The sequence below is a fragment of the Pseudomonas sp. TE6283 genome, from assembly GCF_054060555.1.
Map to the genome: position 1 here is coordinate 98825 of NZ_JBSSDH010000004.1, position 17850 is coordinate 116674.

General features: G+C 66.1%; 19 protein-coding genes. 10 read left to right on the forward strand and 9 right to left on the reverse strand.

Annotated features, from left to right (window positions below):
• Position 1: 1 nt before the first annotated feature.
• Positions 2 to 1081 carry a patatin-like phospholipase domain-containing protein gene (locus ACVWZ5_RS07750; RefSeq protein WP_062574538.1) on the reverse strand — a complete coding sequence of 360 codons (1080 nt, stop codon included), beginning with the start codon at positions 1079 to 1081 and terminating at the stop codon, positions 2 to 4.
• 192 nt (positions 1082 to 1273) lie between these two features.
• On the opposite strand from ACVWZ5_RS07750, the gene ACVWZ5_RS07755 reads away from it, so the two are divergent.
• The 5 genes from ACVWZ5_RS07755 (at position 1274) to ACVWZ5_RS07775 (ending at position 5296) form a co-directional block, all read left to right on the forward strand.
• A complete protein-coding gene (locus ACVWZ5_RS07755; RefSeq protein ID WP_062574537.1) occupies positions 1274 to 1579 on the forward strand; it encodes a PepSY domain-containing protein in 306 nt (101 codons plus the stop codon).
• A complete protein-coding gene (locus ACVWZ5_RS07760) occupies positions 1579 to 1893 on the forward strand; it encodes a PepSY domain-containing protein (protein ID WP_062359482.1) in 315 nt (104 codons plus the stop codon). Before ACVWZ5_RS07755 ends, ACVWZ5_RS07760 begins: the two co-directional genes overlap by 1 nt.
• 1 nt (position 1894) lies before the next feature.
• Positions 1895 to 2563: a response regulator transcription factor gene (locus ACVWZ5_RS07765; protein ID WP_084941461.1), complete on the forward strand. Its 669-nt coding sequence runs from the start codon at positions 1895 to 1897 to the stop codon at positions 2561 to 2563.
• Complete coding sequence (locus ACVWZ5_RS07770; RefSeq protein ID WP_084941462.1) at positions 2560 to 3879, forward strand: sensor histidine kinase; 1320 nt, start codon at positions 2560 to 2562, stop codon at positions 3877 to 3879. The genes ACVWZ5_RS07765 and ACVWZ5_RS07770 overlap by 4 nt, the downstream gene beginning before the upstream one ends.
• A gap of 259 nt (positions 3880 to 4138) precedes the next feature.
• A complete protein-coding gene (locus tag ACVWZ5_RS07775) occupies positions 4139 to 5296 on the forward strand; it encodes an HPP family protein (protein WP_062574534.1) in 1158 nt (385 codons plus the stop codon).
• Here the strand turns inward: ACVWZ5_RS07775 and ACVWZ5_RS07780 are convergent.
• Both ACVWZ5_RS07780 and ACVWZ5_RS07785 read right to left on the reverse strand, forming a co-directional pair.
• A complete protein-coding gene (locus tag ACVWZ5_RS07780; protein WP_280071163.1) occupies positions 5270 to 6136 on the reverse strand; it encodes a LysR family transcriptional regulator in 867 nt (288 codons plus the stop codon). The two genes, ACVWZ5_RS07775 and ACVWZ5_RS07780, sit on opposite strands and share 27 nt — an antisense overlap.
• 130 nt (positions 6137 to 6266) lie before the next feature.
• Positions 6267 to 7130 carry a universal stress protein gene (locus ACVWZ5_RS07785; protein WP_457340519.1) on the reverse strand — a complete coding sequence of 288 codons (864 nt, stop codon included), beginning with the start codon at positions 7128 to 7130 and terminating at the stop codon, positions 6267 to 6269.
• 156 nt (positions 7131 to 7286) lie between these two features.
• Here ACVWZ5_RS07785 and miaE point away from each other — a divergent pair, with 156 nt between their 5' ends.
• A complete protein-coding gene (miaE, locus tag ACVWZ5_RS07790; protein ID WP_028692591.1) occupies positions 7287 to 7904 on the forward strand; it encodes a tRNA-(ms[2]io[6]A)-hydroxylase in 618 nt (205 codons plus the stop codon).
• Position 7905: 1 nt separating this feature from the next.
• On the opposite strand, the gene ACVWZ5_RS07795 is transcribed toward miaE, so the two are convergent.
• Entirely contained in the window at positions 7906 to 8226 is a 321-nt protein-coding gene (locus ACVWZ5_RS07795; RefSeq protein WP_028692590.1) for a DUF883 family protein, read from the reverse strand.
• A 131-nt stretch (positions 8227 to 8357) separates the two neighbouring features.
• Here ACVWZ5_RS07795 and ACVWZ5_RS07800 point away from each other — a divergent pair, with 131 nt between their 5' ends.
• Both ACVWZ5_RS07800 and ACVWZ5_RS07805 read left to right on the forward strand, forming a co-directional pair.
• Entirely contained in the window at positions 8358 to 8621 is a 264-nt protein-coding gene (locus tag ACVWZ5_RS07800) for a hypothetical protein (protein ID WP_028692589.1), read from the forward strand.
• 66 nt (positions 8622 to 8687) lie between these two features.
• Positions 8688 to 9629 (forward strand): carbon-nitrogen hydrolase family protein, encoded by a 942-nt coding sequence (locus ACVWZ5_RS07805; RefSeq protein WP_062574532.1) that lies wholly within the window; start codon positions 8688 to 8690, stop codon positions 9627 to 9629.
• Between the two features lie 24 nt (positions 9630 to 9653).
• On the opposite strand, the gene ACVWZ5_RS07810 is transcribed toward ACVWZ5_RS07805, so the two are convergent.
• Together ACVWZ5_RS07810 and ACVWZ5_RS07815 are read right to left on the reverse strand one after the other, a co-directional pair.
• Positions 9654 to 10124, reverse strand: coding sequence for an LEA type 2 family protein (locus ACVWZ5_RS07810; RefSeq protein ID WP_062574531.1), 471 nt, complete (start codon positions 10122 to 10124; stop codon positions 9654 to 9656).
• Between the two features lie 70 nt (positions 10125 to 10194).
• On the reverse strand, positions 10195 to 11100 hold the full coding sequence (locus ACVWZ5_RS07815; RefSeq protein ID WP_062574530.1) for a LysR family transcriptional regulator: 906 nt from the start codon (positions 11098 to 11100) through the stop codon (positions 10195 to 10197).
• Positions 11101 to 11202: 102 nt separating this feature from the next.
• On the opposite strand from ACVWZ5_RS07815, the gene ACVWZ5_RS07820 reads away from it, so the two are divergent.
• Together ACVWZ5_RS07820 and speB are read left to right on the forward strand one after the other, a co-directional pair.
• On the forward strand, positions 11203 to 12282 hold the full coding sequence (locus tag ACVWZ5_RS07820) for an extracellular solute-binding protein (protein WP_062574529.1): 1080 nt from the start codon (positions 11203 to 11205) through the stop codon (positions 12280 to 12282).
• Between the two features lie 23 nt (positions 12283 to 12305).
• Positions 12306 to 13268: an agmatinase gene (gene speB, locus ACVWZ5_RS07825; RefSeq protein ID WP_457340520.1), complete on the forward strand. Its 963-nt coding sequence runs from the start codon at positions 12306 to 12308 to the stop codon at positions 13266 to 13268.
• Between the two features lie 53 nt (positions 13269 to 13321).
• On the opposite strand, the gene ACVWZ5_RS07830 is transcribed toward speB, so the two are convergent.
• The 3 genes from ACVWZ5_RS07830 to glgX all read right to left on the reverse strand — a co-directional run bounded on the left by ACVWZ5_RS07830 (position 13322) and on the right by glgX (position 17836).
• Complete coding sequence (locus ACVWZ5_RS07830; protein WP_084941465.1) at positions 13322 to 14398, reverse strand: autotransporter domain-containing protein; 1077 nt, start codon at positions 14396 to 14398, stop codon at positions 13322 to 13324.
• Positions 14399 to 14718: 320 nt separating this feature from the next.
• The gene (locus tag ACVWZ5_RS07835) at positions 14719 to 15513 is read right to left on the reverse strand and encodes an endonuclease/exonuclease/phosphatase family protein (RefSeq protein WP_062574526.1); all 795 of its coding nucleotides are present in this window, start codon (positions 15511 to 15513) and stop codon (positions 14719 to 14721) included.
• A gap of 169 nt (positions 15514 to 15682) precedes the next feature.
• Entirely contained in the window at positions 15683 to 17836 is a 2154-nt protein-coding gene (gene glgX, locus ACVWZ5_RS07840; RefSeq protein ID WP_062574525.1) for a glycogen debranching protein GlgX, read from the reverse strand.
• Positions 17837 to 17850: the final 14 nt, after the last annotated feature.

Consider the following 17850-nt stretch of genomic DNA (forward strand, 5'->3'; position numbering starts at 1 on the left):
GCTACAAGGCTTGCAACCGATCCTGCAACCGCCCGGTGGCGATCAGTTCCAGCAGTTCGTCGCCCAGGCGCCGGCTTTCGGCCATGGCCTGGTACCAGTAGCGCCTGCGGCCCGGCGCATCGCCCATGAAACGCTTGAAGTCGTTGCGGTCTGGCAGCTTGCCGTAGGGCAGGGCGGCCAGGTACTGCGGCGACGGGGTCATCAGCAGCACGTTCTGCAGGCGCGTGGCGTCGCCCTTGCGCCAGGGCAGGGCCTTGTCGAACCAGCCGGGCACCACCTTGTCGGTGAAGTGCGGGTAGAGCACCAGGTCGTCGCCCTGGTAGGGCAGGTCCAGGTGATAGTCGAGCAGGCCGCCGTCGCGGTAGGTGCCGGCCCCGGCGCCGGGGATGTCGCGCACGCCTTCCATGACCATGGGGATCGAGCCCGAGGCGAGCAGGGCGTGGCGCAGGTTGGCCAGGTCCAGCGGCAGGCTGCGCGACGGGAAATCGGTCAGTGGCTCCAGCGGCGGCGCGGCGCGTTGGTCGTGGAGGATGACCCGCTCGAAATGCCGGCCCAGGCGCGCGCGCCCCAGCAGGTTGCTGGCGATCACCGAGGACAGGCCCATGCCCAGGCGGCCGCGGTGGTCGTGGGCGAGCTGGCCATGGCTCTTCACCACCAGGATGTTCAGGCGGTAGTGCGGGTTGGTCAGGACCTGCCCGTCGCGGCCTTGCAGCAGGTCGTCGAGCATGCGCTGGCAGCTCTGGCTGATCTCTTTTGGTGTCACGCCCTTGGCGAAGTCCTGCTCGGTGTACAGCTCGCCCAGGCGGCGGATGCCGGCGACCGGATCGTCGAGGCAGGCGCTGGCGAAGCGCCAGGCACCGATCGAGGCGCCGATCAGCGCACGCTGGCGCGGCGCGCTGGTCAGCCATTCACCGAACAACGCCAGGTCCAGGCCCTGGATCCCCAGCGGCTTGGGGCCACCGGCAGCGCCCGGCAACACACCGACATCTTCGGCCCGCAGGCCGCGTTCGCGGATCTGCCGCAGGGCACGCTGGCCGGCCTTGAAGGTCAGGGCGGGGTACTTGATGTGAATCGCGCTCATGGCGGGGTCTCGGGTGGGGCAGGCGGGCAGTATAGGGGATTTGCCGGCCTTGCCGAGGTGCTCCTGCAAGGGGCTGCGCATGGGCACCAAGAGCTGCGCTATCATGCGGCCAGCTGTTTTCAGGTTGAGTTAAGGGCCGGTGGTTAATCTTAACCCCGTAGACAAATTACACATCTCGCTGGAGAGAACCTCATGAAAACTTTGACTGCCCTTGTTACTGCCGCCGCCCTGACACTTGGCGCCAGTGTTGCCCTGGCCGATGTGCCGGCTCACGAGATCAGTGGCTTGGAAAAGGCGGGTACCGTTCAGTCGCTGCAAAAAATCGCAGACATCGCCAAGGCCAAACACCCAGACGCCACCATCACGGATTCCGAGCTGGAAAACACCTATGGCCGCTACGTGCTCAAGGTCGAGCTGCGTGATGCGCAAAAGGCAGAGTGGGACGTGGACGTCGATGCCAAGACCGGTGAAGTGCTGCGTGACGCCCGGGACAACTGATGAGCGATCTACCGCGAACGACGCGCTATCTTGCCTTCGCATTGATGACCGTATGCTCGCTGGCCGCCGCGCGCGACCTGGATCAGGATGAAGCCCTGGCGCTTCGGCAACAGGGCATCATCCTGCCGCTCGAGCAACTGCTCGAGTCCGCCCTGGGGCGTTACCCCGGGGCGCGGCTGCTGGAGGCGGAGCTGGAAGAAAAGCACGAGCGCTACGAGTACGAGGTCGAACTGCTGACCCCGGCCGGCGTGGTGCGCGAGATCAAGCTCGATGCCCGCACCGGCGAGTTGCTCAAAGACGAGGAAGACGACTGAGATGCGCCTGTTGCTTGTCGAGGACAATGTCCCCCTGGCCGATGAACTGACCGCCGCCCTGCAACGCCAGGGCTACGCCGTGGACTGGCTGGCCGATGGCCGCGACGCGGTGTACCAGGGCCAGAGCGAACCCTACGACCTGATCATCCTCGACCTCGGCCTGCCCGGTCTGCCGGGGCTCGAGGTGCTGGCGCAGTGGCGGGCGGGCGGCTTGGCCACTCCGGTGCTGATCCTCACCGCCCGTGGTTCCTGGGCCGAGCGGATCGAGGGGCTCAAGGCTGGCGCCGACGATTACCTGAGCAAGCCCTTCCACCCCGAGGAGCTGCAACTGCGCATCCAGGCCCTGCTGCGCCGGGCCAAGGGGTTGGCCAACCAGCCGAAGCTGGAAGCGGCCGGCCTGCACCTGGATGAATCGCGACAGTGCGTGAGCCGCGAGGGTGTCGATGTCCAACTCACCGCCGCCGAATTCCGCCTGCTGCGCTACTTCATGCTGCACCCGGGGCAGGTGCTGTCCAAGAGCCACCTGGCCGAGCACTTGTATGACGGTGAAACCGAGCGCGATTCCAATGTGCTGGAAGTTCACGTCAACCATCTGCGGCGCAAGCTGGGGCGCAGCGTGATCGAAACCCGCCGCGGCCAGGGTTACGTGTACGCGGGGAGCGCCGCGTGAAGTCGATCCAGGCGCGCCTGAGCCTGGGCCTGGTGGCGGTGCTGGTGGCGGTGGGGCTGGCCCTGGCGCAGTTGACCCTGTGGCTGTTCGAAGCCGGGCTGCAGCGCTATCTGGAAGCCGGCCTGCGCAAGGAAAGCGAGAACCTGCTGGTGGCGCTGGTGCGCGGCCCTTCCGGCTTGCAGTTGGACGAGCGACGGTTGTCGGCCGCCTACCAGCAGCCATTCTCGGGCTACTACTTTCGCATCGATTTCGACCAGGGCACCTGGCGCTCGCGTTCGTTGTGGGACATGGACATGCCCAAGCCCGGCAAGCCGGGGCTGGACGATGGCCACGAACTGGGGCCCGAGGGCCAGCAGCTGCTGGCCTATCGCGGCGATTACCGGCGTTTGGGGCAGGACATCTCGATCAGCGTGGCCCAGGACTATTCGCCGGTGCGCGAGGGCTTTCGGCGCATGCAGCAGATCGGCCTGGGCCTGGGCCTGGTGGCGCTGCTGCTGGTGTTGGTGCTGCAGCGCATCACCGTGACCCGTTCGCTGCGTCCACTGGAACGGGCGCGCCAGCAGATCGCCCAGTTGCAGCAGGGCCAGCGCTCGCAACTGGACGCCGAGGTGCCCAGCGAGCTGCAACCACTGGTGGACCAGATCAACCACCTGCTGGCCCACACCGAGGACAGCCTGCGGCGTTCGCGCAATGCCCTGGGCAACCTCGGCCATGCCTTGAAGACACCGTTGGCGGTCCTGCTCAGCCTGGCCGCCAGCGAGCGCCTCCAAGGATTGCCTGAGGTACGTGCGCAGATGCGCGAGCAGCTCGAGCAGATCCAGCAGCGCCTGGCCCGCGAGCTCAACCGCGCGCGCCTGGCCGGCGATGCGCTGCCGGGGGCGCAGTTCGACTGCGACGCTGAGTTGCCGGGGCTGCTGGCGACGCTGGGCATGATCCATGGCGAGGGCCTGCTGCTCGAGCGCGATGTACCGCCCGGGTTGTTGTTGCCTTGGGACCGCGAAGACCTGCTGGAACTGCTCGGCAACCTGCTGGACAACGCCTGCAAATGGGCCGACAGCGAGGTGCGCCTGGGTATCGCGCCGACCGCCGAGGGTTACCGGCTGTGGGTGGACGACGATGGCCCGGGCATCCCCGAGACGCAGCGCCTGCAGGTGCTTGAACGCGGTTCGCGGCTGGACGAGCAGGTCGATGGCCATGGCCTGGGACTGGGCATCGTGCGCGATATCGTCGAGGCCTGGAGCGGGCGGATTGCGCTGCTGGAAAGCCCCCAGGGCGGGTTGCGGGTCAGCATTGACCTGCCGCGCAAGGGGCGTTGATCGGCGAGGCCGTTCCCACAGGGATGGCGTATGCCTTGAAGAAAGGCGGATCAACCCTGCAAAAAAATTGCAGTACAGCCGCAGTTTTTTGAATTGGCCCATGGTCACCCGCGCCCGGCACAATCCTTCCCCACGAAACCCTGCGGTTTCCATTTATCCATGGACGGAGCCCTTGCGCGATTGCATTGCGCAACACAGGGCCCAGGCCGGTCGCGCTGGGCTTTCTTTTTTCGCACAAGAACACGATCCGAATACCTCGATGCCTGCCTCGCGTCCCCAATCCCGCTTGCAGCGCCTGCTCCCGGCGCCCCTGAACATTCCCCCCAGAGAGTGGTTGCGCGCTGGCCTCGGCGCGCTGCTGGGCCTGTTTCTCGCCGGCTACCTGTGCAGCCTGGCCTACGGCCCGTCCATCGCCCTGCACCTGCTTGGGCCGCTGGCGGCCTCGGCGGTGCTGGTATTCGCCGTGCACTCCGGGCCCCTGGCCCAGCCCTGGCCGGTGCTGGGCAGCTATGCCCTGGCTGGCGTGGTGGGCCTGGCCATGCGCCACGGTTTCGGTGACGGCCTGTGGGTGGCGGCGGCGGCGCTGGGTGTCGCGATCCTGGGGATGTGCCTGCTGCGCTGCCTGCACCCGCCCGCTGGCGGCGTGGCGGTGAGCACGGTGCTGGCCGATCCGGGCCTGGTGGCCATGGGGGACCATCTGCTCGAACCGGTGCTGCTCAATGGGCTGGTGCTGGTGACGGTGGCGGTGCTGTACAACCGCCTGACCGGCGTGCGCTATCCCAAGAATGCGGCGCCGCGCAAGGACCCGCACCATACCCACGACCCGCTGCCGGGCGAGCGGGTTGGTATCCGGGGCGAAGACCTGGACCAGGCCCTGGCAGAGATCGGCGAATTCGTCGACGTTACCCGTGACGAGCTGGAACGCATCATCCTGGCCACCGAGCAGCATGCCCTGCAGCGCAGCCTGGGCGGCATCACCGCGCGCTCGGTGATGTCCCGTGACGTGCAGGCCGCCACTCCGGCCACCACCTTGGAGCAGGCCTGGCGGATGCTGGCCGATCACCACCTGAAGACCTTGCCGGTGCTGGAAGATGGCCACCTGGTCGGCATGGTCAGCCTCACCGACCTGGTCGGCGCGGCCATGGCCCGTGGGCGATTCAGCTGGCGTGGCCTGTTCCGTCGCCAGCCCGTGCGTCTGGAACAGGTGATGAGTCGCCGGGTGGTCAGTGTCGACGGCGGGCAGCCCCTGGAACGCTTGCTGCCGTTGCTCGGCGAGCAAGGCTTGCACTGCCTGCCGGTACTCGACGGCGAGCGCCTGGTGGGGGTGATCACCCAGACCGACCTGATCGCCGGCCTCAAGCGACGCCTGCTTAGCGCCGCCGCGTCGGGTTCAGATCAGCGGGTCCCAGCGTTGTGACCAGTCGCTCTCGCCGGCGGCCACCAGCCGGCGCAGCACCCCGAAGGCCTGTTGCAGGGCCTCGCTGTCGCGCTCGCGGGCATGCACCAGGAAGGTCGGGTAGGTGAACTCCGGCGCCTGGGGCACGCGCTCGAACACGCCGTTCTGCAGGTAGGCCTGCACCACTCGCGTACGGAAATAGCCACTGCCGCCACGGTCGAGGATGAACTGCAGAGCCAGCGGCCCAAGGTTGAAGCTCAGGGCCGGGCGTGACAGCTCGGGCAGGGCCGCATCGTGCTGGCGACGGAAAGCCTCGCCCCAGTCGATGTAGACATAGGGATCGGGCGCATCGGCCCGACGCACGCGGATCAGCTTCTCTTCCATCAACTGCTCGACCTGCAGGCCCGGACCATAGGTCGGCTGGTAGACCAGCGCGGCGTCGAGCAGGCCCATCTGCACCTTGCGCAGCAGCGATTCGCCGTCGCTGACCTCGCTGCGGATGGCGTGGCTGGGCAGCTCGTGATGCAGGGCGCTGACCCAGTCGAGCAGCATCGGATTGCCCAGGCTCACTTCGGCGCCCACGTGCAGCACCTGTTGGCAGCCCTGGGGCAGCGGCAGGTCACGGCGTGCTGCTTCCCAGGTCTGCACCAGCTGGTTGGCATAGGGGACGAACGCCTCGCCGTCGCTGGTGAGGCTGGCGCCATTGCGGCTGCGCACGAACAGCTGGCAGCCCAGTTGCTGCTCCAGGCGCTGGACCCGGGCGGTGATCGCGGTCTGCGACACGAACAGGCGTTCGGCGGCGGCGACCAGGCTGCCGCAGCGGACGATTTCCAGGAAGGTACGGGCCTGATCAATGTCCATGGGAAGGTTCTGTGGCTGGAGAGACCGCCCATTCTAGTGACTTTGCACCGAGATGGGGCGACCGATGCCTGGATGACTGCGCATGCCAGGCATTTCGCCACTGCCCTGGAGGCTCCTGCCCGAAGCGGGCCTAGCCCCGCGCCAGCTCGGCCAGGTGCGCCTTGGCCTCCTCGCTCTTGAGCACCAGTACATCGCTTTCCAGCGAGTCCAGCACGACCTCCGCGGTGTTACCGATCAAGGCCCCCGAGATACCTGTTCGTGCCACGGTGCCGATAATGGTCACCACGGCATCGAGCTTCTTCTCGGTATGGGGAATCAACACATCCGCCGGCCCCTCGGCGATATGCAGTCGGTCATCGGTAATATCGAACTCCGCCTGGAACGCCAGGCATGCCTCGCGATAGCGTTTCTCGATGGTCTCCGTCAGCTGGTAGACCGGGTCGGACGCCGACAGCATGGGCGAGGGATGGGCACTGATCACGTGCAGTTCGCCCTTGGCCAGGCTGGCAATGTCATAGCCATGGTCGATGATGCTGGCATGCAGCAGGCGATGGGCTTCATCCTGGTTGCCGACATCCACGGCCGCCAGGATCCTGCCCCCCGTCCATGGCCGCTCGCTCTTGACCATCAGTACCGCGCACGGGCACTCGCGCAGCAGTTTCCAGTCGCTGGGGGTGAGCAAGGCCTTGCGCAGCGGATTGTCCGGCCGGTGCTCCTTGATCACCAGTTCGCAGCCTTCGGCTTGCTGCACATGGATGATCGACTTGTGCAGATTGTCCTTCCAGTGCTGCTCGTGGGTGACACTGTCGTAACCGTCGTCATGCAATTGGCTGCTGAGCAGGCTGAGCAGCGCGTCATGATCCTGTTTCTTGTCGCACATCAGCAGGTGCAGGCGCGCGCCGGTCACCCCGGCGATCAGCTTGGCCCGGGTCAGGGCAAGGCTGTGGGCGTGCTCGGGGTCGAGGACGACAAGAATGCTGCGTACGGCTTGCATGGGCGTGAACTCCGTTCAGAATGGCGGCCAATGCCTGACTATAGACGGCGCCGCTGCCGCCGCCGCTTGATATGTATCAAGCATAGTCACTGGTGCTCGACGCGGTCGCCGGTATAATCGCCGGTCCTGCCGATGTCCTGTGTGATTGTGAGTGCCATGTCCCTGATTCCCGAAATCGACGCCTTCCTCGGTTGCCGTACCCCTGATGCCTGGATCGAGGCGGCGCTGGCCGACCAGGAGACGCTGCTGATCGATCACAAGAACTGTGAATTCAAGGCCGCCAGCACTGCGCTAAGCCTGATCGCCAAGTACAACACCCACCTGGACCTGATCAACATGATGTCGCGCCTGGCCCGCGAGGAGCTGGTGCACCACGAGCAGGTGCTGCGCCTTATGAAGCGCCGTGGCGTGCCGCTGCGTCCGGTCTCGGCCGGGCGCTATGCCTCGGGCCTGCGGCGGCTGGTGCGTGCCCATGAGCCGGTCAAGCTGGTCGATACCTTGGTGGTGGGCGCCTTCATCGAGGCGCGCAGCTGCGAGCGCTTCGCCGCCCTGGTGCCGCACCTGGATGAAGAGCTCGGCACGTTCTACCACGGCTTGCTCAAGAGCGAGGCACGACACTACCAGGGCTATCTGAAACTGGCTCACCAGTACGGTGACGAGGCGGATATCGCCAAAGTAGTGGAGCAGGTGCGCGAGGCCGAGGCCGGGCTGATCACCTCACCCGACCAGGAACTGCGCTTCCACAGTGGGATCCCGATGGCGCAAGCCGCCTGAGCTATTGCCGGCGTCCGAGCAAGAGGCCGACCACCAGGCCGAAGCCCGCGGAGATCGCCACCGTCTGCCAGGGATGGCCGCCAATGTATTCCTGGGTCGCCTCGACCACCGGCTGCGCCTTCTCCCCCAGCCGGCCAGTGGCTTCGCGTGCCTGGCGCAGTTTCAGCCCCAGTTGCGCCCTCAGGCCCTCTGCTTCTTCCCCGACCAGCGACGCGCTGTCGCTGAGCAGTTTCTCCGACTCCTCGATCAATGCCTGCAGTTCGCTGAATACCTGATCCTTGATCTGGTCGTTGTCTGCTTGCGCGGCGGTTTTCCTGGCCATGTACACATCCTCATGAAGGGTTGGGCGTTGAACAGTGGATGCCACGGCGCCGGGAAAGTTGCAGCGGCGTACCGATGGCGCGTCGCTAAGTGTAAGATAGCGTCCATTTTCCAGCGGCAGGTAATACCCCCATGAGTTTCAATCTGGCCAACATGAGCTTCCAGGAACGGGCGCAGATCGAGGCAGAGAAGGCGCGTTTGTTCGAGTACTGGCAGAACAACCTGGCCAAGGCCAAGGGCGAGGCCGCGCGGCTGATCGCGGAAAAACCGCGGCGCAAGGGCAAGTGGGCCGAATGGGTGCGCGCCGAGCTCGACGGCATGTCGCCAGTGGAGTTCAACCAGCTGGTACGCAGTGAAGTGAACAAGATGATGGCCGCCGCCAGCGCCAACCGCTGAGTCAGGCGAGCACTTGCGCTGCGGCGGCGCGCACCTTTCGGCTTTCTTCTGACAGGAGTCTCCAAGATGCCAAGATCCATCGTTGCCGCCTTGCAGATCGGTTCGTTGCCGGCGGGCAAGGCCGCTACCCTGGCGCAGATCCTCGATTACGAGCAGCCCATCCGCGAGGCCGGCGCCAGCCTGGTGGTAATGCCCGAGGCGTTGCTCGGCGGTTATCCGAAAGGCGAGGGGTTTGGCACCCAGCTCGGTTATCGCCTGCCTGAAGGGCGCGAAGCCTTCGCCCGCTATTTCGCCAACGCCATCGATGTGCCGGGCGTCGAGACCGAGGCGCTGGCCGGGTTGGCGGCACGGACCGGCGCGAGCCTGGTGCTCGGGGTGATCGAGCGCAGCGGCAACACCCTGTACTGCACCGTGCTGTTCTTCGAGCCCGAGGGCGGTCTGGTGGCCAAGCACCGCAAGCTGATGCCCACCGGCACCGAGCGGCTGATCTGGGGCAAGGGCGATGGCTCCACGCTACCGGTGGTGGAGGGCCGCGCCGGGCGCATTGGCGCGGCGGTGTGCTGGGAGAACTACATGCCGCTGCTGCGCACCGCGATGTACGCCAAGGGCGTGCAACTGTGGTGCGCGCCGACGGTGGATGAGCGCGAACTGTGGCAGGTCAGCATGCGCCACATCGCCGCCGAAGGGCGTTGTTTCGTCATCAGCGCCTGCCAGGTGCAGGATTCTCCGGCGGCGCTGGGTCTTGAGGTGGCCAACTGGCCGGCCGAGCGGCCGTTGATCAACGGTGGCAGCGTGATCGTCGGCCCCCTCGGCGAGGTGCTGGCCGGGCCGCTGGTGGGCGAGCGCGGCCTGCTCTGCGCCGAAATCGATACCGACGAGCTGGTGCGTGCGCGCTACGACTTCGATGTGGTCGGCCACTATGCGCGGCCGGACGTGTTCGAGCTCAGCGTGGACGAGTGTCCGCGTCCCGGCGTGCGCTTTGTCGGTCAAGCCACTGCTGGCAAGTGATCGTTCGTTTGCTCGACAACAGGTTCACCATCCGGCGCTTGTGGCTGCGGGCAGGTCCAGTTTGCCTTTGTCGGTGAAGCGTACGGTGCCCAGCGGGCCGCTTGCCAGTTTGCCGCGCAATACATAGGGCAGGCCCTGCAGGGACTCCACCCGGCTCAGGCCATAGGCCTGGCGCAGAAAGGCAAAGGCGGTGATGCTCACCGGCACCACGATCACCGCTTCGTCGTAGCGGCCAATATGCCCGCGCTGGTCGCTCACCCCGGCGGCCAGGGGCTGGTCGTTGACTTCCAGGTTGAGGGCGATGCCGTTGAAGTCCACGGGGGTTTCGTTGGGGTTCTGCACGCGGATCTTGACCGCCATGCGCAGCTCCAGATCCTGGCCGGGCAGAGGATCGATACCGATCACGCTGATGTTCAGCGGATCACGCGCCTGGAACAGGGCGCAGGCACTCAGGCCAAGGGTCAGCAGCAGGATCAGGCAGAAGCGGGCATGCATGGTGATCTGGACCTCGGGGCACGGGCGAGTCCGCAGTGTGGCAAATGCGCGACGGCGAAGAAAGCGGGGCTCAGTGTGTTCCCTGTTCGACAAAGACACGGTGCAGATCCTCCATGAACGCCTGCTGCGCCTCACCGGGCTCCTGCCCACGGTGTCGCGCCAAAATGAACGGCACCTCGAAATCCAGTGTCGGGTCCAGTGCCCGCAACAGCCCCTGGGCTTCCCAGGGCGCGGCGCAGTGGCAGGGCAGGTAGCCGATATGCTGCCCTGACAGGATCAAGGTCAGCGCGCTGTCGATCTGTTCCGCCACTGCCAGGCTGTGTCGGCTCTGGAAGGGTTCACCCTGCTTGAGAAAGCGATAGGGATGACAGACCTGATCGGCCTCCAGCAAGTGCTCGCGACTGACCTGGGCCTGGTCGAACAGCTTATGCCCCAGGCCACAGTAGAGCCGCTGGCGCTCCTCGAACAACGGCAGGTAATCGAATGCCGCCTGGTTGCCGGAAAAATAGCTGATGGCGCAGTCCAGGCGCTGTTCCAGCAACAGCCGCTCGAGCTCGGCGGGGGGCGCACTGGTCAGCTCAAGGCGCACCTGCTGGTCGCGTTGACGGAACCGGGCGATGGTCCGGGCCAGGCGCAAGGTGACATCGCGGTCCTGGTTCTCGGCCAGGCCGATGCGCAACGTGCCCAGCAAGCGTCCGGCCACGCCGTTGGCCTGCTGGCGAAACTGCTCGATCTGCAGCAGCAGGCCACGGGTCGCCTGGAGCAGCAGCTCGCCTTTCTCGGTCAGCCGGAAGCCGCCCTTGCCACGGCTGCACAGGCGATAGCCCAGGCGGGTCTCGAGCCTGGCCATCTGCTGGCTGATGCTGGGCTGGCTGAGCCCGAGCACGCCCTGGGCGGCGCTGAAGCCGCCGGCCTCGACTACAGTGACGAACAGCCGCAGCAGGTGCAGGTCGAGGTCGTGCAATTGTCCGAGCATCACATTGGTCCTGATGAATGTCAGCTTTGAATAGTTGCCATTTTTACAATGTAACCCGGCAGGCATGCTGGCGGCATCCACCCCCAAGCCGAGGTGCCCGCCATGCGTCGAACGTTGTGCCTGCTTTCATTGCTGATCGCCCTGCCACTGCAGGCCGAGGAGAAGGTCGTCAACCTGTACAGCTGGGCCGATTATGTCGCCCCGCAAACCCTGGCGCGGTTCGAGCAGGAGACTGGCTACAAGGTCCGCTACGACACCTTCGACACCACCGAGGTGCTGGAAACCAAGCTGCTCACCGGCGGCAGTGGCTACGACGTGGTGGTGCCGTCGGCCACGGTGCTGGCCCGGGCACTCAAGGCCGGTGCCCTGCAGCCGCTCGATGCCCAGGCGATGCCCGGCTATGCCAACCTTGACCCGGACCTGCTGACCAAGCTGGCCGAGGCCGATCCCGGCAACCGCCATGCCGTGCCGTACACCTGGGGCACGCTGGGGCTGGGGGTGAATGTCGAGGCCGTGCGCCAGCGCCTGGGCGACGTCCCGCTGGACAGCCTCGACTTGCTGTTCAAGCCCGAATACGCCAGTCGCCTGAAGGACTGCGGGATCGCCATGCCGGACTCGCCCCAGGAGGTGATCGGGGTGACCCTCAACTACCTGGGCAAGGACCCGTACAGCCAGAGCAAGGCCGACCTGGACGCCGCCCAGGCGTTGTTGCAGCAGTTGCAGCCATCGATCAGCTACGTGGCCAACGGTCGCCAGATCAACGACCTGGCCAACGGCAGCGTATGCCTGGCGCTGACCTACAACGGCGATGCGGCCATGGCCGCCGACCAGGCCCGACGCGCCGGCAAGCCGTTCGAGCTGATCTACCGCATTCCCCGCGAGGGCACGCTGGTCTGGCAGGACAACCTGGTGATCCCCAAGGACGCGCCGCACCCCGAGGCGGCCCGCGCCTTCATCGCCTTCATGCTGCGCCCCGAGTCGGTGGCGGCACTGACCAACACGCTGTTCTTCGCCAACGCCAACCAGGCCGCCACGCCGCTGGTGGACGTGGCAATCCGCAATGACCCGGACATCTACCCATCGGCCGAGGTGCGCCAGCGCCTGTTTGCCGACCGCAGCATGGCGTTGTCCGACCTGCGCCAGCGCAACCGCCTGTGGACCACCTTCCGCAGCCGCCAGTGAACAACAACGACAGGAGACAGACCGTGGACCTCGCCCAGGACAACGACCAGGCCATGACCCGTGACAGCCTCTACGGCACCGCCGCCGAGAGCACCTACGCCGGTATCACCAGTTTTTCCCGGCGCCGCTACAGCCGCGACCTGCGCGGTGTCGACGTGGTGGTCAGCGGGGTGCCGTTCGACACCGCCACCAGCAACCGCCCCGGCGCGCGCTTCGGCCCGCGGGCGATCCGCGCCGCCTCGGTGCAGCAGGCGTGGGCCCGCCACTGGCCCTGGACGTTCGACCCGTTCGATCACCTGGCGGTGATCGACTACGGTGACTGCGCGTTCGACAGCGGCACGCCGGCCTCGGTGCCGGACAGCATCGAGGCGCACGCCGAGCATATCCTCGGGGCCGGCTGCGCCATGCTCACCCTCGGTGGCGACCACTTCATCAGCTACCCGCTGCTCAAGGCCAATGCTCGCCGGCACGGTCCGCTGGCGCTGATCCACTTCGACGCCCACAGCGACACCTGGCCGGACGAGGAGGGCAAGCGCATCGATCACGGCACCATGTTCTGGCACGCGGCGCGCGAAGGCCTGGTGGACCCGGCGCATTCGGTGCAGATCGGCCTGCGCACCACCAATGACGACAGCCAGGGCTTCGCCATCCTCGATGCCCGTCAGGTGCATCGCCAGGGCACCGAGGCGATCATCGCCGCGATCCGTCAGCGGGTGGGGGACAGGCCGGTCTACCTGACCTTCGATATCGACTGCCTGGATCCGGCCTTCGCGCCTGGCACCGGCACGCCGGTATGCGGCGGGCTGAGCACGGTGCAGGCACTGGAGATTCTCGGCGGCTTGCGCGGGATCAACCTGGTGGGGATGGACCTGGTGGAGGTGGCGCCGGCCTATGACCATGCCGATATCACTGCGCTGGCCGGGGCAACGCTGGCGATGGAGATGCTGTGCCTGTATGCGGCGCGGCACAAGGTGGACCAGGCCTGATCGACAACGCGACGCACGGCCTCATCGCAAACCTGCGATGAGGCCGAACCCGTCTACCAGCGCATTCTCACGCCAAGGCTGCCGATCAAGCCGTTGAGGTCGTTGTCATCCACGTCGGAGCTGTAGTCGGCGCTGACGAACAGCGCCACGTTCGGCGTCACCCGGGCCACCAGGCCCAAGCCCAGTTCCACCGTAGTGGCGCTGCGCGAACTGGAGATCTTGTCGACCTGGTCGAGCTTCACCGAATCGGCATCGCTGAAGTCGTACCAGACGTTGGTGCGCACATAGGGTTCGATGGGCATGCCGCGCACTTCGTAGCGCGCCGACAGCTTGGCACCGACCCGGCCACTCCAGCTGGGCTGGCTGTCGAAGGCCTGCAGGGTTTCCTCCTGTACCTGGCTACCCGGGAAGAACTGCTGGTTGATCAACTGCGCCTGGGGCTCGATCACCCAGCCGGCGCCCAGGCCGATGGGATAGCCGCCTTGCACCGAGAGCGTCATGGCATGACCGCTGTCGTCGACGCGCTGCCCCGCCTGGGAGCGGCCGTTGACATCGATGCGTGTGCCCATGGCCAGCGCATCCACGTGCCAGCCCTGTTCATGGGTCATGCTCCAGTACACCCCGAGGCTCTCGCCACTGAGGTTGACCGCGTCACGCTGCTTGTCGCCCAGCAGCGGGCGCATGCCGTTGAAGCTGCTCTGCAGGTTGTTGTGACCGACGAAGATCCCTGCGCGGTGCACGTTGCCGCCGCTGGTTTCACGCACGAACAGGTCCGGGCCGATCAGCATCTGCTGGCTGGGGGCCTCCACCTGCGCGGGCGGCTGGGCGCCCGGGCGCGGCGTGCCGGGGAAGAACTGCGCCCACTGGCTGGCGATAGGGTTGGTGTCGGGCTGGCCATGACGTTCATCCATGCGCTCGGAGAAGGCGCTGAGCAGGCCCTGGTTGAGGCCGCTGACACTGACCGGATCGAGCGACAATCGCGGCACCTCGGGCTGCGCCAGGACGGGGGCGAAGGGTTCGCCCTCCTGGGTTTCGAAGGCGAAGGTTTCCACCGGGGTTGCCAAGAGCAGCGACGTGGAAACCGCACAGAAAAAAGCGTCGAAGCGCGAAGGATTCGAGGTGCTTTTCATGGCGGATCTCCTGTTGGTGTGTGAAGTGAACAGCCCAAGACCTGGCCTGATGTCACGTGCTGTACGACAAGAACAGGGGCGACACGAACCAGCGCACCAACCTTCTGGAGAGCGCACGAAGGCGCGCGCTAGAGGCCCGGCACGAGTTTTTACGTCTGGTGATTACTGTTCAGCTAAGGAGAGGACAGCGCTTGCGTCAAGAAAGCGTGAATGGATTGCAAAATTACTGTTTGACCGCTCAACCTATTGAATTTATGTAATTTTTAAGCATGCATATCGAAAATGGTGATTTGCCGTGCGGCGGCTATGCCGAATCGTTGCTACAACCGCACTTCCACTGCCAGCGGCAGATGGTCGGAGAGGTGGGTCCAGGGTTTGTTGCCAAGGATTCTCGGGGCGTGGCTTTCGGCGTTGCGCAGGTAGATACGGTCCAGGCGCAGCAGCGGCAGGCGCGCGGGGTAGGTGCGGGCCAGCAGGCCATGGTGGCGCTCGAAGGCCTCGTGCAGACCATGCTCCAGCCCCAGGGTGTGGTTGCCGCGCAGCTGCCAGTCGTTGAAATCGCCGGCGATGATCACCGGGGCGTCGGCGGGCAGGGCGTCGAGCAGCCGGCGCAGCAGGTGCAGCTGTTGCTGGCGGTGGCGCTCGAGCAACGACAGGTGCACGCAGATGGCATGCACCTGGCGCCGCCCGGGTACGTCCAGCACGCAATGCAGCAGGCCGCGGCGCTCGGGGCCGGTGATCGACACGTCGAGGTTGCGGTGCTCGATGATCGGGTACTTGGACAGCAGCGCATTGCCGTGGTGGCCGTCGGGGTACACCGCGTTGCGGCCATAGGCGAAGTCGCTCCACATGCTGTCGGCGAGGAATTCGTACTGCGAGGTCCGTGGCCAGCCGGGGTAGCGCGCGGCGTGGCGGTCATGGCTGCCGAGCACCTCCTGGAGGAACACGATGTCGGCCCCGGTGCTGCGCACCGCCTCGCGCAACTCTGGCAGGATGAAGCGCCGGTTGAAGGCGGTGAAGCCCTTGTGGGTGTTGACCGTCAGCACCTTGACCCGGTGCACGGCCGGGGCCTGGTTGACGTTGGCGAAACCTGGACTGCCGGCTTCGAGGTTCACGAGTGCTCCTGGGTGAAGGGGGCCGCTTTGCAGCCCATCGCGACACAAGGCCGCTCCCACAGGAGATCGAGGCCTCTGTGGGAGCGGCCTTGTGTCGCGATGGGCTGCGCAGCAGCCCCAGGTTTGTACTGTCACAACACAGTCTAGGACAGGCCTTCCCCTTTGGGGTTCAGTCCTCCTCCCGCTGCAGCACCAGCAACAGCAGCGACCGCCCCTTGACCTCGAACACCGTGTCGAACGCCAGGTGCTGCGCTTTGCGCAGCTCGGGCCGGTCGGTGTCGACCAGGCAGCTCCAGTAGTCACCCTCCGGCACCGCCGGCAGGGTGAACGGCACCACGTCGTGGTAGGCGTTGACGATCAGCAGCATGGTCGCCTCGGCGCCAGGCCGGGCGATGCCGCTGACCTGGGCGCGGCCGTCCATCAGCATGCCCAGGCAACGCCCGTGCGGGTCTTCCCACTGCTCGACGGTCATCTCGCTGGCGTCCGGGGCCAGCCAGGTGACGTCCTTGACGCCAATCGCCTCGTTGTAGTCGCCGACCAGAAAGCGCGAGCGCCTCAGGATCGGATAGGCCAGGCGCAGCCGGGTCAGGCGCTTGACGAAGGCCATCAGCGCCTGGCCGTCCTCGTCCAGGTCCCAGTTCACCCAGCCGATCTCGCTGTCCTGGCAGTAGGCGTTGTTGTTGCCGTGCTGGGTGCGGCTGAATTCGTCGCCGGCGACGATCATCGGCGTGCCCTGGGCCAGCAGCAGGGTGGCGAAGAAGTTGCGCATCTGGCGCATACGCAGGGCGTTGATCGCCGGGTCGTCGGTGGGGCCTTCGACGCCGCAGTTCCACGACAGGTTGTTGTCGGTGCCGTCCTGGTTGTTCTCGTCGTTGTCCTCGTTGTGCTTGTCGTTGTACGACACCAGGTCGCGCAACGTGAAACCGTCGTGGGCGGTGACGAAGTTGACCGAGGCGTAGGGCCGCCGGCCGCGGTTGTTGAACAGGTCGCCCGAGGCGGTGATGCGCGCGGCGAAGTCGGCGAGCATGCCTTCGTCGCCTTTCCAGAAGCTGCGCACGGTGTCGCGGAAGCGGTCGTTCCATTCCGCCCAGCCCGGGGCGAAGTTGCCCACCTGGTAGCCGCCCGGGCCGCAGTCCCAGGGTTCGGCGATCAGCTTGGTCTGGCTGAGCATAGGATCCTGGCGACAGGCGACGAGGAAGCCGTGGCGCTCGCTGTAGCCGTCGTGATAGCGGCCAAGGATGGTCGCCAGGTCGAAGCGAAAGCCATCCACGTGCATCTCGCCGGCCCAGTAGCGCAGCGAGTCGGTGACCAGTTGCAGCACCCGTGGATGGCTCATGTCGAGGGTATTGCCGGTGCCCGAATCGTTAATGTAGAAGCGCCGGTCGTCGGGCATCAAACGATAGTACGAGGCGTTGTCGATGCCGCGCATAGACAGGGTCGGGCCGCGCTCGTTGCCCTCGGCGGTGTGGTTGTAGACTACATCGAGGATCACCTCGAGCCCGGCGTCGTGCAGGTGGGCAACCATTTCCTTGAACTCGGCGATCTTGCCGCTGGCCAGGTAGCGCGGGTGGGGGGCGAAGAAGGCGATGCTGTTGTAGCCCCAGTAGTTGTTCAGGCCCTTGTCCAGCAGGTGCTGGTCGTTGACGAAGGCGTGGATCGGCAGCAGCTCGATGCTCGATACGCCGAGTTCCTTGATATGCGCCAGCAGTTCGTCGTTGGCCAGCCCCGCGAAGGTGCCGCGCAGGTGCTCGGGCACCGCCGGGTGGCGCATGCTGATGCCGCGGGTATGGGCTTCATAGATGATGGTGCGCTCCCACGGGATCGACACGCGCTGGTCGCGGCCCCAGGTGAAGGCCGGGTCGATGACCTTGCACTTGGGCACGAACGCCGCGCTGTCGCGCTCATCGAACGACAGGTCGGCGTCCGGATGGCCGATGGTGTAGCCGAACAGCGCTTCGGACCACTTCAGCGAGCCGACCAGCTGCTTGGCGTAGGGGTCGATCAGCAGTTTGTTGGGATTGAAACGGTGGCCGTTCTCGGGGTCGTACGGGCCGTGCACACGGTAGCCGTAGACCAGGCCAGGGTGGGCGTCGGGCAAGTAGCCGTGATAGATCTCGTCGGTGTACTCGGGCAGTTCTATGCGCTCTATTTCCTGCTCGCCGCTGGCGTCGAACAGGCACAGCTCGACCTTGGTGGCGTTGGCCGAGAAAAGCGCGAAGTTGACCCCCAGGCCGTCCCAGGTGGCGCCGAGCGGAAAGGGCAGGCCTTCGCGAATGCGCGACGGGGCGACGGAGCGGGTCTTCTTCGGGGTGCGGGGGCTCATGGCGGTCCTCATGG